Consider the following 15,867-nt stretch of genomic DNA (forward strand, 5'->3'; position numbering starts at 1 on the left):
GCCCCTCACCCCTGCCGCTCGTCGAGGAGACCGAAATACCTACCGGCGGTGTGCATGTCCTTGTCGCCCCGACCGGAGAGGTTGACCACGATGGTGGGCTCGCGACCCAGCTCGGCGGTGAGCGCCGGGATGATCCGCAACGCGCCGGCCAGCGCGTGCGCGCTCTCGATCGCCGGGATGATCCCCTCGGTCCGGCAGAGCAGCTGGAAGGCCGACATCGCCTCGGCGTCGGTGACCGGCTCGTACCGGGCCCGGCCGATGTCGTTGAGCCAGGCGTGCTCGGGCCCGACCCCCGGGTAGTCCAGCCCGGCGGAGATCGAGTGCGACTCCTGGGTCTGCCCGTCGGCGTCCTGCAGCACGTACGTCCGCGTACCGTGCAGGACCCCGGCGGAGCCGCCGGTGATGCTGGAGGCGTGCCGCCCGGTCTCGATCCCCTCGCCGCCGGCCTCGAAGCCGTAGAGCCGGACGTCGGCGTCGTCGATGAAGGCGTGGAAGATGCCGAGGGCGTTGGAGCCGCCGCCGACGCAGGCGGCGACGGCGTCCGGGAGCGCCCCGGTCAGCTCCAGGCACTGCTGGCGGGCCTCGACGCCGATGCCCCGGACGAACTCGCGGACCATCGCCGGGAACGGGTGCGGCCCGGCGACGGTGCCGATCAGGTAGTGGGTCCGGTCGACGTTGGTGACCCAGTCCCGCATCGCCTCGTTCATCGCGTCCTTCAGCGTCCGCGACCCGGACGTCACCGGGATCACCGTGGCGCCGAGCATCCGCATCCGGGCGACGTTGAGCGCCTGGCGCTGGGTGTCCAGCTCACCCATGTAGACCACGCACTCCAGGTCGAGGTACGCGGCCGCGGTCGCGCTCGCCACGCCGTGCTGGCCCGCGCCGGTCTCGGCGATCACCCGCGGCTTGCCCATCCGCTTGGTGAGCAGCGCCTGCCCGAGGACGTTGCGGACCTTGTGCGCCCCGGTGTGGTTGAGGTCCTCCCGCTTGAGCAGGATCCGGGCGCCGGCCTCCGCGGAGAGCCGCTCGGCCCGGTAGAGCAGCGACGGGGTGCCGGCGTACTCGCGCAGCATCCGGTCGAACTCGGCCTGGAACGTCGGGTCGGCCAGCGCCGCCCGGTACTCCCGGTCGAGCTCGTCGAGCGCCGCGACCAGCGCCTCGGGGACGAAGCGTCCCCCGTACCGGCCGAAGTGGCCGGCGGCATCGGGCACGGCGGCGGTGCCGCTGGTCAGGGGTGGCGCAGTCATGCCGGCCTCCTCGGGTTCATCGGACCGGTCGGGGGGTCGCGGGGTGGTTGCCGGCGTTGACCAGCTCGGCCACCGCCTCCCGCGGACTCTTCTGGGTGACCAGGCCCTCGCCGACCAGCACCGCGTCGGCGCCGGCCGAGGCGTACCGGATCAGGTCGTGGGGGCCGCGCACCCCTGACTCGGCGACCTTGACGATGTTGTTCGGCAGCCCGGGTGCGATCCGTTCGAAGACCGACCGGTCGACCTCCAGGGTCCGCAGGTTGCGGGCGTTGACGCCGATGACCTGGGCACCGGCCTCCAGGGCCCGGTCGGCCTCCTCCTCGTCGTGCACCTCGACCAGCGGGGTCATGCCCAGCGACTCGATCCGTTCGAGAAGCCCGACCAGGACGTTCTGCTCCAGCGCGGCGACGATCAGCAGGACGAGGTCGGCGCCGTACGCCCGGGCCTCGTGCACCTGATAGCTGGTGACGATGAAGTCCTTGCGGAGGATCGGAACGTTCACCGCGGCCCGGACCGCCTTCAGGTCCTCCAGCGACCCGCCGAACCAGCGGCCCTCGGTCAGGACGCTGATGCAGCGGGCCCCGCCGGCCGCGTAGTCACTGGCCAGGTCGGCCGGATCGGCGATCTCGGCGAGCTGTCCCCTCGAGGGCGACGAGCGCTTGACCTCGGCGATCACCCCGACGCCCGGCTTGCGCAGCACCGCGTACGCGTCCAGCGGCGGTGGGGCGGCCGCCGCGAGCCGCTTGATCTCCTCCAGCGGAACCTGTTGTTGTCGGCGCTCGACGTCCTCCCGGACTCCCGCGAGGATCTCGTCAAGTACGTTGGCGGACGCGGCCGGCCCGGCGTCGTCCCCCTCCGCGTGCGGATGCTCACCAGTCACCAACGGACTCCCCTCTCCGGGTGTCATGGGCCGATGCTAGGCGTCGCCACGGGGCGGACACCGTCGGGGGTATGGCGTGATTCACGAGATGGGTTGGGGCATAATACCCAGCTTCGCGTAAGCGGGACATCACGCTCCGCCACCGCCCGGGGATCGCCGCCGAACCGTCTCCCGGAGAACGCGAGGGGCGGGCGCCGTGCGGCGGGAGCTGTGACCGACGTCAAGGCCGGCGACGGGTCGACCGACGGTGAACGGGGTGGAGCATGGATACGGACCCGGCCGGCCCCGGGAACGGAACCGTTGATCCAGGGGTCACCGGGCGGAAACAGCCTCCCGGCACCATGGGCCTCGGGCACACTGGTCGCGGGGAGCCGCCGGCCAGTCGGATCGATCGTCGTACGGGGAGACCATGAGCGCTGCGAAGCCTGGCTCGACCATCGACCTGAGCAGCATTCCGCGAGCCGTCCTCTCCGTCGCGGCCACCGTGGTCCACAACGTGGAACGGGCCGTCGTCGGCGACGCCCGGATGCGGACCGCCCGGGGCAACGCCTGGGAGGCGATCTGCGCCGACCGGGACCGCGCCCACCGCCGGGAGGAGGTCCGCGCCCTGGTGGCGGCGCTCGCCGCCACCCCGCCGACCCGGTCCCGCACCGCCCCACTCCCAGCGGAGGGGCAGCCCACCCCGCTGTCGTCCGCGGATCGCGCCGTAGCGCCGCCGTCCGGTGCCGACACCGCGAGACGGTCGCCGGCCAGCCCCACCGCCGAACCCCAGGCGAGGCGCCGCGCCGCGGCGGGAGCGCGGGCGAACGACCGCGCCGCGGCCGAACCGCAGACCCGGCGCCGTGCCGCGGCTGCGTCGTCGAGCCGGCGGGCCGCGGACCCGGCGTCGGACCGGCGCGCCGCGCGGCGGCAGCCGGTCAGCTGAGCGCCCTTTCGCGACGGACCATCTCCCCGCGGTGGGCGGTCAGCCGGCCGTCGGGTCCTCGCCTCGGTCGAGCGCGTCCCAGACCGCCGCTGTCCGCCCGGCGTCAACCCGGCCGCCGGCCCCGGCCGCCTCCGGCACCCGATCCGGTCGGCCGCGTTCGTAGCGGGCTCCCATGACCGGCCATGTCCCGCCCCGGACGGCGGTGACCACCCCGGCCGAGGCGGCCAGCACCCCGCCGAGCATGCAGAGCAGCGGCCAGCCGACCGACACCTCGCCCCGGGCGACCGCGAACCCGCCGTACGCCCCGCCGGCCGCCACCCCGAGTCCGACCAGGGCCAGCAGCGCGCCGACGCACCGGCGTACCACCCCCCGGGTGGCGAGTACCGCGCCGGCGGCGGCGAGCCCGACCAGGGCGAGCGCCGGCAGCCAGGGCAGCAGGTCGCCGCCGCTGCTCACCACCTGCCGGGCGGGCAGCGGGGCCGGCCGGGGAATCAGCTCGACCGCCCACGTCCGGGTCGCGGCGAAGACCGCCAGCCCGGCACCGAGCACGCAGAGCAGGACGGCGTACGTCAACGCGCGCCGGCCGGTCGACGCCGGTCCCCCGCCACCCGCCGGAACGGTCTCGGCGTCCCGGCCGACGGGCGGGGCGGATCCGGTGTCCGGGGCGGTCGGTGGGGCGGCCCCGGCATCCGGCGCGGCGGGTCGGTCCGGGGTGCTCACCGGGCCGGCCGCAGGGTCTCGGCCGCCGCGATCGCGGCGAGTACGGCAGCGGCCTTGCTACGCGTCTCCCGGTCCTCGGCCGCCGGGTCGGAGTCGGCGACGATCCCGGCGCCGGCCTGCACGTACGCCCGCCCGCCGCGCAGCAGCGCGGTCCGGATGGCGATCGCCATGTCCAGGTCCCCGCCGAAGCCGAAGTATCCGACCGTGCCTCCGTACAGGCCACGCCGGGTCGGCTCCAGCTCCTCGATGATCTCCATCGCCCGTACCTTCGGAGCCCCGGAGAGGGTGCCGGCCGGGAAGGTGGCGGCCAACGCGTCGAAGGCGGTCTGGTCGTCGCGCAGCGTCCCGACGACGGTCGAGACGATGTGCATGACGTGGCTGTACCGCTCGATGGTGGCGAACTCCGGCACCTCGACCGTCCCCGGCCGGCACACCCGGCCGAGGTCGTTGCGGCCAAGGTCGACGAGCATGACGTGCTCGGCACGCTCCTTCGGGTCGCTGATCAGCTCGGCGGCCAGCCGGGCGTCGTCGGCCGGGCTCGCACCCCGGGGCCGGGTGCCCGCGATCGGGTGCAGCATCGCCCGCCGCTGCCCGTCCTCGCCGATGGTGACCTTCAGATGCGCCTCCGGCGAGGAGCCCACGATGTCGAAGTCGTCGAAGCGCAGCAGGTACATGTACGGGCTCGGGTTGGTGGCCCGCAGCACCCGGTAGACGTCCAGCGGGTCGGCGTCGGTCTGCCGTTCGAAGCGCTGGGCGAGCACGATCTGGAAGCACTCCCCGGCCCGGATCGCCTCCTTGGCCGCCTCGACCGCCTTCGGGTACGCCCCCTCCGGCGTACGGCTGACGACGTCCCGCACCGCCGGCCGGTCGACCGTGGAGATCATCGGCGGGATCGGCCGGGAGAGCGCGGTCGTCATCGCGTCCAGCCGGCCGATCGCCTGGTGGTAGGCGGCGCTGACCTCGGCGTCCCGGTCCGGCGACGGCGCGGACCCCGGCCCGGCCGGATCGGCGGCGGGTAGCGGCAGGACGGCGTTCGCGACCAGGATCGCCGACCCGTCGAAGTGGTCCAGCACCACCAGGTCGGTGGCGAGCATCATGCCCAGCTCGGGCAGGCCGAGATCGTCCTCGGTCAACGCCGGCAACCGCTCGATGCGCCGTACCACGTCGTACCCGAGGTAGCCGACCATCCCGCCGGTCAACGGCGGCAGCTGACCCCGGTCGGGCCCGGCCGGCCCGGTGAGCGCCGCCACGGTTGCCCGCAGCACCGCCAGCGGATCACCGTCGGTCGGCACCCCCTCGGGCGGGGTGCCGAGCCAGTGCGCCCGGCCGTCCCGCTCGACGAGGGTGGCGCTGCTGCGGACGCCGACGAAGGAGTAGCGGGACCAGGGGATGCCCGTCGCCCCGGCGCCCTGCTCGGCGGACTCCAGCAGGAAGGTGCCGGGGCCGCCGGCGAGCTTGCGGTAGACGCCGACCGGCGTCTCGCCGTCGGCCAGCAGCCGCCGGGTCACGGGCACCACCCGCCGGGTCCGGGCCAGCTCGTGGAAGGTCGCCTCGTCCGGGCTCACCACACCGGTGGTCATCGGGTCACCACCCAGGATCGTCATCGTGCCGGCCCGGAGGACACGGCCCCGGTCACCGGCAGTTCGTCGGAGAAGCACGTCCGGCTGCCGGTGTGGCAGGCCGCCCCCACCTGCTCGACGCTGACCAGCACGGCGTCTCCGTCACAGTCGAGGGCGACGCCGCGCACGTACTGGTGGTGGCCGGAGGTCTCGCCCTTGACCCAGTACTCGCGTCGGCTGCGCGACCAGTACGTGGCCCGGCCCGTGGTGAGGGTGCGGTGCAGCGCCTCGTCGTCCATCCAGGCGACCATCAGCACCTCGCCCGTGTCGTGGGCTCGGACCACCGCGGTGACCAGGCCGTCGGGATTGCGGCGCAGCCGGGCGGCGATCGCCGGATCGAGGGCCGAGGGCCGAGCCGGGCCGGGCGACGCCGGCCGGTCCGGGCTGACCGGGACCGCGGCGGGAAGATCGGGTACGGGCATAGCTACCGATTCTCCCGTACGGGGCGCGGGCGGCGTCCACCCGGCCCGCCCCGGCTCCGCGGCGACCTGCGTCACGGCACCGCCATCCGACCCGGAGGGCAGCACGGTGCCGTCCCGACGCGGCGTCGGCTCGGCCGGGACCGGCCGGGACACGGCATCGGCGCGGGCCGGCTCGGGCACCGGATCAGCCCGGGTCAGCTCGGACACCGCCTCGCCGCCGGCCGACCGGGGCGCGGCCCCACCGCCGGCCGGCCCGGACAGGGCTTCACCGCCGGCCGCTCCGGGCACTCCGGCGAGCTGGGCGACGTACCGGTGCAGGCGGCCGTCCCGCAGCGCGGCGGCGAGGTCCGGGCCGACCACCGCGCGCAGTTCGTCGGCGTACGGGCGGGCCAGCGTGACCGCCCCGGCGACCAGCCGGTACGCGGCGGCGCGCAACCTGAGCAGGTCGCTGGGGCGCAGCCCGAGGCAGGTCAGCATGTCGTCCCGGTACCCCTCGGGCGCCACCGGCAGGTTGAGCGCGGCGGACAGGGCGGCGCGCCGGCTGGCCACCGTGACGTCCCGGTTGGCCAGCCGGAGCACCGATGGGCAGCGCCGGGCCAGTTCAGCCGCTGCGAACCGGGCCCCGACCTCGTCGCCGGCCACGCAGGCCGCGGAGAGCTTGCCCAGCTCGGCGATCAGGTGCTCAAGATCCGGGTCGGCGGCCCGTTGCCGGATCTCGGCGACGTCAATTGACGATCGCCACTCTTCGCTTGCCCAGAGTAACCGCGCGGGCGCCACCACCGGCAGCCCGAAGGACCACTCGGCGGGTTCGTCCAACCGGGCGAGCCAGGACCGGACGTCCCGGACGGCGACGGCGACGTGGGTCAGCCGGTCGCCCGTCTCGGCGAGAAAAACCGGGTACGCGACGTACGGCTCGCCGCTGACCAGCACATCGATGTCGACGTCGCTGTACGGTGTGGCCGCGCCGCGGGCGTGGCTACCCCGCAGCAGGACGCCGACGACGGGAGGCCCGGGCAATCGGCGCAGCCGGTCCGTCCAGTCGTCGAGAAACCCGCGCTGCAGTAACGGACCGTGACCCACGGCGCCATCGTGCCCCAGGTCTGATCATGACGCAACGTCCCTTCGCGCGCCGGCTGGGCGTTTCATCGCTCAGTGTCCGATAAGTCGCATTGCCTGCTCGGGGTACCGTTCACCAGCAATCTTCTCCGGCGGGATCGCTTCGGTGATCCGCGCCACCTGCTCGGGACTCAGCTCGAGGTCGGCGGCGGCCACGTTCTCCTCCAGATAGCGGACCCGCTTGGTGCCGGGGATGGGCAGGATGTCGTCACCCTGGGCGAGCAGCCAGGCCAGCGCGGCCTGCGCCGGCGTGACGCCGATCTCGGCGGCGACCTCGCGGACCCGGTCGGCCAGCGCGAGGTTGCTCGGGAGGTTCTGCGCGTTGAACCGGGGCGCCCAGGCGCGAAAATCGTTGGGACCGAGCTGGTTCGCCCAGTCGGCCGTGCCGGTGAGCAGCCCTCGACCGACCGGCGAGTACGCCACCAGCGCCACACCCAGCTCCCGGCAGGTGGCCAGCATCTCCTCCTCGACGAACCGGGTGAACAGCGAGTACTCCATCTGCACCGCGGCGATCGGGTGCACCGCGTGTGCCGCCCGCAGGGTGGCCGGGCTCACCTCGGAGAGCCCGATGAACCGCACCTTGCCGGCGGCGACCAGCTCGGCCATCGCCCCGACGGTCTCCTCGATCGGTGTCGCCGGATCGCGCCGGTGCAGGTAGTAGAGGTCGATGGTGTCGATGCCGAGCCGGGTCAGCGAGGCGTCGCAGGCCCGCCGGGCCCAGTCCGCGCTGCTGTCCACGTAGACGTTGACCGGGGTGACGGTGGTGCCGTCGCCGGCGGACCGGATGCCGAACTTGGTGGCCAGGAACACCTCGTCCCGGCGCTGGCGCACCACGGGACCGAGCAGCTCCTCGTTGTGTCCCCACCCGTAGTAGTCGGAGGTGTCCAGGTGGTTGACGCCCAGGTCCAGCGCCCGGTGCAGGGTACGGGTCGACTCGGCGTCGTCCCGGGTGCCGTACGCCATGCTCATGCCCATGCAGCCCAGGCCGAGCGCCGACACCTCGGGGCCAGCCGCTCCCAGCTTCCGGGTCTTCACGCCGGCACCTCCGCCGAGTCCTGGCGGGCCTGGAGTTCGCGTTCAGCCCGGCGATACAGATCGATCTTGTAGTCGAGCATCCTGAGATCTTCCTCCAGTTCCGCTATCCGGGCGAGCACCCGCTCCCGGTGCGCCTCGAACAGTTCGCGCCGGGCGCCCAGCGTCTGGTCACCGAGCCGGGCGAGTTCGGCGTATCGCCGCATGTCGCGTACCGGCATGCCGGTACGGCGCAGCCGGGTGAGCAGCTCCAGCCAGCAGACGTCATCGCGGGTGTAGCGTCGGCGCCCCGCCGAGTCACGGCCGATCGGCGAGACCAGCCCCTCCTGCTCGTACCAGCGGAGGGTGTACGCGCTGAGGCCCACCTCCTCGGCGGCCTCGCTGACCGTAAGGGTCGTCTCGTCAGCGGAGGTTGTCACCCGGTCAGCGTCGCAGTTCGAGCGCACTCGAAGTCAAGCCCGATCCGTCGCACCCGGCCGAATTGCCAGGCACCAAGATCTCATCTACCGTTGATTTCAACGACCGATGAATTTGTGGAGGGTCGATGACATCCGCGATCGAGATCCGTGACCTCGTGGTCAACCGAGGTAAACGCCGGGTCCTGCACGGGATCAGCTGCACGATCCCGGCCGGCAGCGTCACCGGCCTGCTCGGTCCGAGCGGCAGCGGCAAGACCACGCTGCTGCGGGCCGTGGTCGGGGTCCAGGTGGTGGCCGGCGGCTCGGTGACCGTGCTGGGCGAGCCGGCGGGATCGCCCCGGCTGCGGCGCCGGGTCGGCTACCTGACCCAGGCACCCAGCGTCTACGCCGACCTGACGGTGCGGGAGAACGCCCGCTACTTCGCCCGGCTCTACGGCCTCGGTGCGGCCGAGGCGGACCGGGTCATCCGCGCCGTCGGACTCGCCGACGCGGCCGGACAGCTGGTCGGCACCCTCTCCGGCGGCCAGCGCAGCCGGGCCTCACTGGCCTGCGCCCTGGTCGGCCGACCGGAGCTGGTGATCCTCGACGAGCCCACGGTCGGGCAGGACCCGGTGCTGCGCGCCGAGCTGTGGGAGACGTTCCGCGAGATGGCTGCCGACGGCAGCACCGTGGTCGTCTCCAGCCACGTCATGGACGAGGCGGCCCGGTGCGACCGACTGCTCCTGATCCGGGAGGGCCGCCTGATCGCCGACGACACGCTGGCGGGAGTCCGCGCCGCCGCCGGCACCGACGACCTCGAGGCGGCGTTTCTCCACCTCGTCAGGACGCGGGCGACGGCGCCGGTCCCGGCCGAGGGGGGTACGCGATGAGCCTGGCCATCCTCGCCGCCACCACCGGCCGGATCCTCCGGCAGCTCCGACACGACCGGCGGACGATCGCCCTGCTGCTGGTGGTCCCGACGGCGCTGCTCACACTGCTCTACTACATGCTCGCCGACCAGCCCACCGTGCCGGGGCAGCCCCCGATCTTCGACCGGATCGCCCTGGTCATGCTCGGCGTCTTCCCGTTCGTGGTGATGTTCCTGGTCACCAGCATCGCGATGCTGCGGGAGCGCACCACCGGTACGCTCGAACGGCTGCTCACCACCCCGCTCGGCAAGCTGGACCTGCTCTTCGGGTACGGCATCGCGTTCGGGCTGGCCGCCACGGTGCAGGCGAGCCTGGCGGCCGGCGCCGCCTACTGGCTGTTCGGCCTGGACACCGCCGGCAGCGCCGGGCTGGTGGTGTTGATCTCGGTGGTCGACGCCGTCCTGGGCGTCGCGCTCGGCCTCCTGTGCAGTGCCTTCGCGCGGACCGAGTTCCAGGCCGTACAGTTCATGCCGGTCGTGGTGGTGCCGCAGCTCCTGCTCTGCGGCCTGTTCGTCCGCCGCGACCAGATGGCTGGTTGGCTGGAGGCGGTCAGCGACGTGCTGCCGCTGTCGTACGCGGTCGAGGCCCTGCAGGAGGTCGGCCGACACGCCGAGCCGACCGGCACGATGTGGCGTGACCTGGCCGTGGTCGGCGGGGCGATCGTCGTCGCCCTGGTCCTCGGCGCGGCCACGCTGCGACGCCGCACCGGGTGAGCCACCGGCGCGGGAGGAACCTGAGCACGAGGACGGCGATGGCACGACGGAGCGGACGGCGACCCGGCAACCCCGGCACCCGGGAGGCGATTCTCGCCGCCGCCCGAGACATCTTCGCCGAACGCGGGTTCGACGGTGCCTCGATCCGCGCCATCGCGACCAGCGCCGGGGTCGACCCGGCGCTGGTCCACCACTACTTCGGCACCAAGGAACAGCTCTTCCGGGCCACCATCGACATCCCGTTCAACCCTCAGGAGCTGCTGCCGCAGATCGCCGCCGGGGGCGCCGAGGGCGCCGGGGAACGGTTGATCGCGCTCTTCCTGCGGGTCTGGGACTCTCCCGCCGGCACCGCCGGGGCCGCGCTGATGCGCTCGGCGGTGAACAACGAGTGGACCGCCCGGCTCCTGCGCGAGTTCGTGGTCACCCAGATCCTCCGCCGGGCGGCCGGTCTGCTCGACCTCGACCCGGCGCAGGCGCCGCTGCGGACCTCACTGGTCGCCTCCCAGATGGTCGGCGTGGCGATGGTCCGCTACATCCTCCGGCTGGAGCCGCTCGCCTCGGCGCCACCCGAGCTCGTGGTCGCGCTGGTCGGCCCCACCATCCAGCGTTACCTGACCGGCGACATCCCCGGAACCGATCACGCCACGGCCGGACACGATCCCGCAACCGCCGGCACGGGCGGCCACGGCTCCGGGCCCGACGGCCCCGCCGCCGGACACGACCGGGCCCCGGCGGAGCGGCCGGACAGCACCACGCCACCGCGCAGCAGCTGAGGCGCCGGCAGCCGGCCCCAGACGCCCTCTGAGCAGGCCAGGGATGAGTCACGTAGGTTCCAATGGAGAAGCGCGCGTACCAGGCTCAGCCCGATGGGCCGACGATGATGGGCGCAGCACACACCATCCAGGACGCCGCCCGGTCAGCGCTACGGCGCTTCGGGGGTGCCGGTTCGCCGGTCGTGATGGTCCAACAGCCGGGACAGCAGCTCGGTCAACCGCGCCCGCTCCTCGGGTGACAGCGGAGCCAGCAGCTCGTCCTGGCATTCGGCCAGTTGCTTCTCCAGTCGCCGCAGCTGCCGCTTGCCCTCTGCGGTCAGCGAGACGATGTTGCGCCGCCGATCGGAGGGGTCAGGGGCGCGCTCGACCAGGTTGCGATCGGCGAGCTCGTTGATGGTCGCGACCATGTCGCTGAGATGGATGCCACTACGGCGGCCCAGCGCGGCCTGGCTGGCCGGGCCGAACTCCTCCAACGTCGCCAGCAGGCGATAGTGGTAGCCGCGGGCACCGACAGACGAGAACCCATCGGCCACCAGGCGGTGCGCGTGGTTGGCGGTCTGGGTCAGCAGCCAGCTGGGCAGGTTCTTCCACCTGGCGGGCAGCTCTTCTGACGGGTTCTCCATGTGACAAGCCTAACGAACCGTTCGGAGCACGAACGATCGTGATATCGTTTGTACATCAAACGTTAGTCAGCCAAACGTTCTTCGCCAGAGAGCTCCTGTTGAAGTCGAGACACCATGATCAAACCATTCCGTATCGCGGTGGCCACGTCGCCGTGATGGAGGTACCAGACCTCCTCGCCGAAGACATCCGGGACTTCTTCCTCACCCACACCAAGCGACAAGTGTGTTGGCTCGCCCAACTCCTCGAGGAGACCATCATGACCAACACCGAAACCCTGATCCGCGCACTCGCCGACCGCGCCGAACTTTCCGACCTGGTCGCCCGCCACAGCTTGTGGATCGACGAGGGCCGCTACGACGAGACCGACCAGCTCTTCACCGAGGATGTCGTCGTCACATCCCCGCGCGGCGAGGCCCGCGGCATCGGAGCGCTCATCGAACTCGTGCGCTCGGGCCACGACATATACGTCCGCACCCTCCACAGCAAGTCAAACCTCCTCGTCGAGATCGACGGCGAGACCGCCACGGTGCGGGCCCACGACATCGCCGTGTTCGTCATCGACGACAAGACTGAGGCCCTCGCGGCCGGGTTCCACCAGTACAGGGCGCGCCGCACCGAGGACGGCTGGCGCTTTGACCGCCTCGTCATCACCCCGGTCGCACTGACCGAGGCCCTCAACCGGGCTCTTTAGAGAGGGCGGTCTGATTCATATAGTGCGTGTGTAAACGAGTTTAGGTGTCTCGCCAGGTTTGAGTGGTTTCGTTGGTAAGGCGTTTCGTGAGATTGTCGATCATAGCGATCGTGATCACGACGAGGAAGTGGTGAGGCCAGGCTCCGTAGTCGCGGACCAGGCGTCGGCGGTTGCGTGAGCCACTCCGGTCGTGCGCTCAACGATCCACCGCCGTTTGACCATCGAGAAGCCCTTGACCTGGGATCCTTGGTCACGACCTCGACGTCGACACCGAGGCGGCGCCGTGTTCCACAGCCCTGTTGGTGGAACCGGCGTCGACCCCGGGTCGAGGCCAGGGTGGGATTGCCTTCGCGTGGTCGAGCAGGGTGATGCCGATGGTGTTGTCGCTGACGCCGACGGGCGGTGATGGACACGGCGAGCAGGAGTCCGAGGAGGTCGGTGACGATGCCACCGCCTCGACCCACGATCTTCCTGCCGGCGTCGGTTCCCAGAGTGGGCAGCGGGACGTTCGTGCAGGATTTCCACATTTTCTCTGTCCATGATGGACGTAGTGGGTTCCGGCAGTATCCCGATGGTCGGCGCGACCGTGTCGGTGCCCAGCCACGGTCACCCGCCGTGCCCGTTACACATCGTGAGGATGGCATTCGCCACCGCACCGGCCGAGGCCGGGTTCTGACCAGTGATCAACCGGTCGTCGGCCACCACGTACGGCAGCCACGGCGGACCGTGTTCGAACCGCGCGCCCAGCTCGACGAGCCGCGACTCCAGGAGGAACGGGGCCTTCTCGATCGTGCCGTACAGCTTCTCCTCCTCGTTGTCGAGAGCCGTGACCCGGCGGCCGGCGAACAGCCAATTGCCGTCTGGGTCGGTCGCGCTGAGCAAAGCGGCGGGGCCATGACAGACCGCGGCGATGACCGTCCCGGACTCCGCCGCGTCAGAGAGCAGACGGCCCATCGCCGCATCCTGGTGCAGGTCCTCCATCGGCGCGTGCCCACCGGGGATCATGATCGCGTCGTAGTCGGCAGCATTCACCGCGTCCAGCTTCTGCGGCGACTGCCACTCCTGCGCGATGGAATCGCAGTACTGGCCGTAGTATTGGCCATTCGGGCTCGCCGGGCTCGACTCCCGGCCGACGGGATCCAGGTTTGGTCGCCGACCCTCGGGGGACGCGAAGCTGATGTTCGCCCCGCTTCGCGCGAACACCTCGTGGGGGGCTCCCAACTCCTCGGGAATGAACCCCGCCACCCTGGTGCTGCCGTCGCTCTGGGTCCAGTGATCCGCCCCAGAGAGCACGAACAGGATATTGGTCGCCATGACCTCCGCCTTCCCACTCCGGGCTACCGCGCCACGCCCCCGCGGCTCACTCAAGGTCCGTCGACGACTTCCCACCGTGGTTGCGACCATGCATCGCCACGCGCCCGGCTCGGACCTGCCGACATCCGGCAAGCTGGGACCGCGTCGATTTCCGTGCTTGACCCGGGTGTGGGCCCGTTGGGTGGGCCGCCGGTCCTGTCCGGGAAATACCGCGTCCCGACAGATCAGGCTCCCGGTGCCGGACAGTGCCGACGTGGGTACGACGGGGCCTAACGAAAGGTCAGAGCCGGCTTTCAATCGCCTGATCGACGCCGACAACAAACCTGCGTACGCCACTAGCGACGACACGGCTCGCCACCCCTGACGCTGCCTTGCGTACGAATGATCGTGATGTTTCGACCACATCGGCCTCGCGTGGTTGAGACCCTGGTGACGTCGCCATCGTCGTCCGGTGGCGGACGGACTCTGCCTCGGTCCGGAACCGAGCCCCGCCGGTCGCCATCGTGCCGGCGGTCAGGGTGAGGGGTTGCACCGTCCGGGGGTGGGAACGTGGGCGGCGGGTCTACGGCGGGACGCTGGCGTAGGTGGCGCGACTTCGCGCCGCTAGCCGCGCTGACGGTGCCGGTACTGGCCGGTGCGGGGTTGTGGTTCGCCGACCGGCGCGGGGCCGCCTCCGGGTGCTGGGCGGCGACGGCCTCGGTCACGCTGCTGGTGACGCTGCGCTGGTTGGTCCAGTCGCTGCGGCGGCGTCGGATCGGCGTGGACGTGATCGCGACCCTGGCCCTGATCACCTCTCTGCTGGTGGGTGAGTACCTGGCCGGGGCGGTCGTGGCCTTGATGCTGGCCACCGGACACACGTTGGAGAGCTATGCCCAGGGGCGGGCGACGCGGGACCTGCACGAACTGCTGACGCGAGCACCCCGCCGGGCACGGCGCCGCTGTCCGGACGGCGAGGTCCAGGACGTTGACGTGAACGACATCCGTGAAGGCGACCGGCTGCTGGTCGGTCCGGGTGAGGTCGTGCCGGTCGACGGCTTCGCCGAGGACGCGGCGACGCTGGACGAGTCCGCGGTGACCGGTGAGTCCCAGGCGGTCGAGCGCCGGGCCGGGGACCGGTTGGCCAGCGGAGTCGTCAACGCGGGGGCGGCGTTCGGTTTGCGGGCCGCAGCCGTGGCGGCCGAGAGCACCTACGCGGGAATCGTCCGGCTGGCGGAGGAGGCGAACGCGGAAAAGGCACCGATGGTGCGGCTGGCTGACCGGTACTCGGCGGCGTTCGTGCCGTTCACCCTGGCCCTGGCCGGTATCGCGTGGGCGGTGTCTGGGCAGTTCGTGCGGGCGGTGGCGGTGCTGGTGGTGGCGACTCCGTGCCCGTTGCTGCTGGCCACCCCGATCGCGATCGTGGCCGGGTTGTCCCGGGCGGCACGGCGCGGCGTGCTGATCCGCAACGGCGGCTCGCTGGAACTGCTGGGCCGGGCGCGGACCCTGCTGCTGGACAAGACCGGGACGCTGACAACCGGGCGCCCGGAGACCGCCGGGGTGGTGACCGCCCCCGGCGGTGACGGCGACGAGCTGCTGCGGGTGGCTGCCTCGGTCGAACAACTGTCCTCCCACGTGCTGGCCGCGGCGGTCGTGCGGGAGGCGAAGGATCGGGACATGCGGCTGGTGGTGCCCGCCGAGGTGACGGAGGAGCCGGGCCAGGGGGTGTGCGGCCGGGTCGACGGACGACTGGTACGGGTCGGCCAGCACGGCGGCGAGTTACCGGACTGGGCCGTACGCGCACGGCGGCAGGCGGAGGCGGACGGCTTGTCGACGGTGTGGGTGAGCCTGGACGATGTGCTTGCCGGGGCGGTGCTCCTCCGCGACCCGGTACGACCCGACGCGGCTGACACGGTTCGGCGGTTGCGGCAGGCCGGCTTTTACCGGTTGATCATGGTGACCGGAGACCGGCCGGAGGTCGCCGAGCGGGTGGCACGGGCGGTGGGCGTGGACGACGTGGTGCCCCGCTGCTCCCCGCAGGAGAAGGTAGCCCGGGTGCGGACCGAGTCCGAGCAGGCGGCGACGGTGATGGTCGGCGACGGGATCAACGACGCACCCGCGCTGGCAACCGCCGGAGTGGGCGTGGCGCTGGGGGCGACGGGGGCGACCGCCTCGGCGGACGTGGCGGATGCCGTGTTGTCGGTGGACCGGCTGGACCGGTTGGCCGACGCGGTGGAGATCGCGCGCCGGTCGCGGGCGATCGCGGTACAGAGCGCGGGCGCGGGCATGGGGATGGCGGTGGCGGCGATGGTCGCCGCCGCGTTCGGGCTGCTTCCCCCGGTGGCCGGCGCGTTCCTGCAGGAGGGAATCGACGTCGCCGTGATCCTCAACGCGCTACGCGCCCTCGGGGGCGGCACGCCGGGCCGCGCGAGCTCCGCCGACGGAGCGGAACCCGCGGGTGGCGGGACCTCGTGCGGCACCTGATCCG

Annotated in this window: 13 protein-coding genes and 3 pseudogenes; 6 read left to right on the forward strand and 10 right to left on the reverse strand. The window is 72.2% G+C overall.

Features of this window, described 5'->3' with window-relative positions:
• Positions 1-5: 5 nt before the first annotated feature.
• Entirely contained in the window at positions 6-1,247 is a 1,242-nt protein-coding gene (trpB, locus tag EF879_RS16275) for a tryptophan synthase subunit beta (protein ID WP_123559493.1), read from the reverse strand.
• 16 nt (positions 1,248-1,263) lie between these two features.
• Entirely contained in the window at positions 1,264-2,127 is an 864-nt protein-coding gene (gene trpC, locus EF879_RS16280; RefSeq protein WP_233604517.1) for an indole-3-glycerol phosphate synthase TrpC, read from the reverse strand.
• A gap of 409 nt (positions 2,128-2,536) precedes the next feature.
• Between trpC and EF879_RS16285 the strand changes: the two are divergent.
• A pseudogene (locus EF879_RS16285) lies at positions 2,537-2,770 on the forward strand (hypothetical protein); the annotation flags it as partial.
• Positions 2,771-3,091: 321 nt separating this feature from the next.
• On the opposite strand, the gene EF879_RS16290 reads toward EF879_RS16285, so the two are convergent.
• The 6 genes and pseudogenes from EF879_RS16290 to EF879_RS16315 all read right to left on the reverse strand — a co-directional run bounded on the left by EF879_RS16290 (position 3,092) and on the right by EF879_RS16315 (position 8,380).
• Positions 3,092-3,625, reverse strand: coding sequence for a Trp biosynthesis-associated membrane protein (locus EF879_RS16290; protein WP_233604542.1), 534 nt, complete (start codon positions 3,623-3,625; stop codon positions 3,092-3,094).
• Between the two features lie 143 nt (positions 3,626-3,768).
• Positions 3,769-5,352 (reverse strand): anthranilate synthase component I, encoded by a 1,584-nt coding sequence (locus tag EF879_RS16295; RefSeq protein WP_123559976.1) that lies wholly within the window; start codon positions 5,350-5,352, stop codon positions 3,769-3,771.
• A gap of 20 nt (positions 5,353-5,372) precedes the next feature.
• Positions 5,373-5,813, reverse strand: a complete 441-nt coding sequence (gene hisI, locus EF879_RS16300; protein ID WP_123559978.1) for a phosphoribosyl-AMP cyclohydrolase — start codon at positions 5,811-5,813, stop codon at positions 5,373-5,375.
• Between the two features lie 393 nt (positions 5,814-6,206).
• Positions 6,207-6,893 (reverse strand): annotated as a pseudogene (locus EF879_RS16305) (nucleotidyltransferase domain-containing protein); the annotation flags it as partial.
• 69 nt (positions 6,894-6,962) lie between these two features.
• On the reverse strand, positions 6,963-7,964 hold the full coding sequence (locus EF879_RS16310; RefSeq protein ID WP_123559499.1) for an aldo/keto reductase: 1,002 nt from the start codon (positions 7,962-7,964) through the stop codon (positions 6,963-6,965).
• Positions 7,961-8,380, reverse strand: coding sequence for a MerR family transcriptional regulator (locus tag EF879_RS16315; RefSeq protein WP_123559980.1), 420 nt, complete (start codon positions 8,378-8,380; stop codon positions 7,961-7,963). The genes EF879_RS16310 and EF879_RS16315 overlap by 4 nt, the downstream gene beginning before the upstream one ends.
• Before the next feature lie 125 nt (positions 8,381-8,505).
• Here EF879_RS16315 and EF879_RS16320 point away from each other — a divergent pair, with 125 nt between their 5' ends.
• From EF879_RS16320 to EF879_RS16330, 3 genes and pseudogenes are all read left to right on the forward strand, one after another.
• Positions 8,506-9,249: an ABC transporter ATP-binding protein gene (locus EF879_RS16320; RefSeq protein ID WP_123559501.1), complete on the forward strand. Its 744-nt coding sequence runs from the start codon at positions 8,506-8,508 to the stop codon at positions 9,247-9,249.
• Positions 9,246-10,001, forward strand: a complete 756-nt coding sequence (locus EF879_RS16325; protein ID WP_123559503.1) for an ABC transporter permease — start codon at positions 9,246-9,248, stop codon at positions 9,999-10,001. The genes EF879_RS16320 and EF879_RS16325 overlap by 4 nt, the downstream gene beginning before the upstream one ends.
• Positions 10,002-10,039: 38 nt before the next feature.
• Positions 10,040-10,627, forward strand: a pseudogene (locus EF879_RS16330) (TetR family transcriptional regulator); the annotation flags it as partial.
• Positions 10,628-10,923: 296 nt separating this feature from the next.
• Here the strand turns inward: EF879_RS16330 and EF879_RS16335 are convergent.
• Positions 10,924-11,397: a MarR family winged helix-turn-helix transcriptional regulator gene (locus tag EF879_RS16335; protein WP_123559505.1), complete on the reverse strand. Its 474-nt coding sequence runs from the start codon at positions 11,395-11,397 to the stop codon at positions 10,924-10,926.
• A gap of 155 nt (positions 11,398-11,552) precedes the next feature.
• Between EF879_RS16335 and EF879_RS16340 the strand changes: the two genes are divergently transcribed.
• Complete coding sequence (locus EF879_RS16340; RefSeq protein ID WP_199736467.1) at positions 11,553-12,089, forward strand: nuclear transport factor 2 family protein; 537 nt, start codon at positions 11,553-11,555, stop codon at positions 12,087-12,089.
• Positions 12,090-12,695: 606 nt separating this feature from the next.
• Here the strand turns inward: EF879_RS16340 and EF879_RS27275 are convergent.
• Positions 12,696-13,403 (reverse strand): type 1 glutamine amidotransferase domain-containing protein, encoded by a 708-nt coding sequence (locus tag EF879_RS27275; protein ID WP_158624190.1) that lies wholly within the window; start codon positions 13,401-13,403, stop codon positions 12,696-12,698.
• 549 nt (positions 13,404-13,952) lie between these two features.
• Here EF879_RS27275 and EF879_RS16355 point away from each other — a divergent pair.
• On the forward strand, positions 13,953-15,863 hold the full coding sequence (locus EF879_RS16355; protein WP_123559509.1) for a heavy metal translocating P-type ATPase: 1,911 nt from the start codon (positions 13,953-13,955) through the stop codon (positions 15,861-15,863).
• Positions 15,864-15,867: the final 4 nt, after the last annotated feature.

Origin of the sequence: Micromonospora sp. HM5-17 (assembly GCF_003762835.1) — a bacterium.
Taxonomy (GTDB): domain Bacteria; phylum Actinomycetota; class Actinomycetes; order Mycobacteriales; family Micromonosporaceae; genus Plantactinospora.

Excerpts from the sequence above, each read along its gene's own strand:
- trpB (WP_123559493.1), bottom strand. The coding sequence starts at position 1,247 with ATGACTGCGCCACCCCTGACCAGCGGCACCGCCGCCGTGCCCGATGCC.
- EF879_RS16295 (WP_123559976.1), bottom strand. The coding sequence starts at position 5,352 with ATGACCACCGGTGTGGTGAGCCCGGACGAGGCGACCTTCCACGAGCTG.
- hisI (WP_123559978.1), bottom strand. The coding sequence starts at position 5,813 with ATGCCCGTACCCGATCTTCCCGCCGCGGTCCCGGTCAGCCCGGACCGG.
- EF879_RS16320 (WP_123559501.1), top strand. The coding sequence starts at position 8,506 with ATGACATCCGCGATCGAGATCCGTGACCTCGTGGTCAACCGAGGTAAA.
- EF879_RS16325 (WP_123559503.1), top strand. The coding sequence starts at position 9,246 with ATGAGCCTGGCCATCCTCGCCGCCACCACCGGCCGGATCCTCCGGCAG.
- EF879_RS16335 (WP_123559505.1), bottom strand. The coding sequence starts at position 11,397 with ATGGAGAACCCGTCAGAAGAGCTGCCCGCCAGGTGGAAGAACCTGCCC.
- EF879_RS16340 (WP_199736467.1), top strand. The coding sequence starts at position 11,553 with ATGGAGGTACCAGACCTCCTCGCCGAAGACATCCGGGACTTCTTCCTC.
- EF879_RS27275 (WP_158624190.1), bottom strand. The coding sequence starts at position 13,403 with ATGGCGACCAATATCCTGTTCGTGCTCTCTGGGGCGGATCACTGGACC.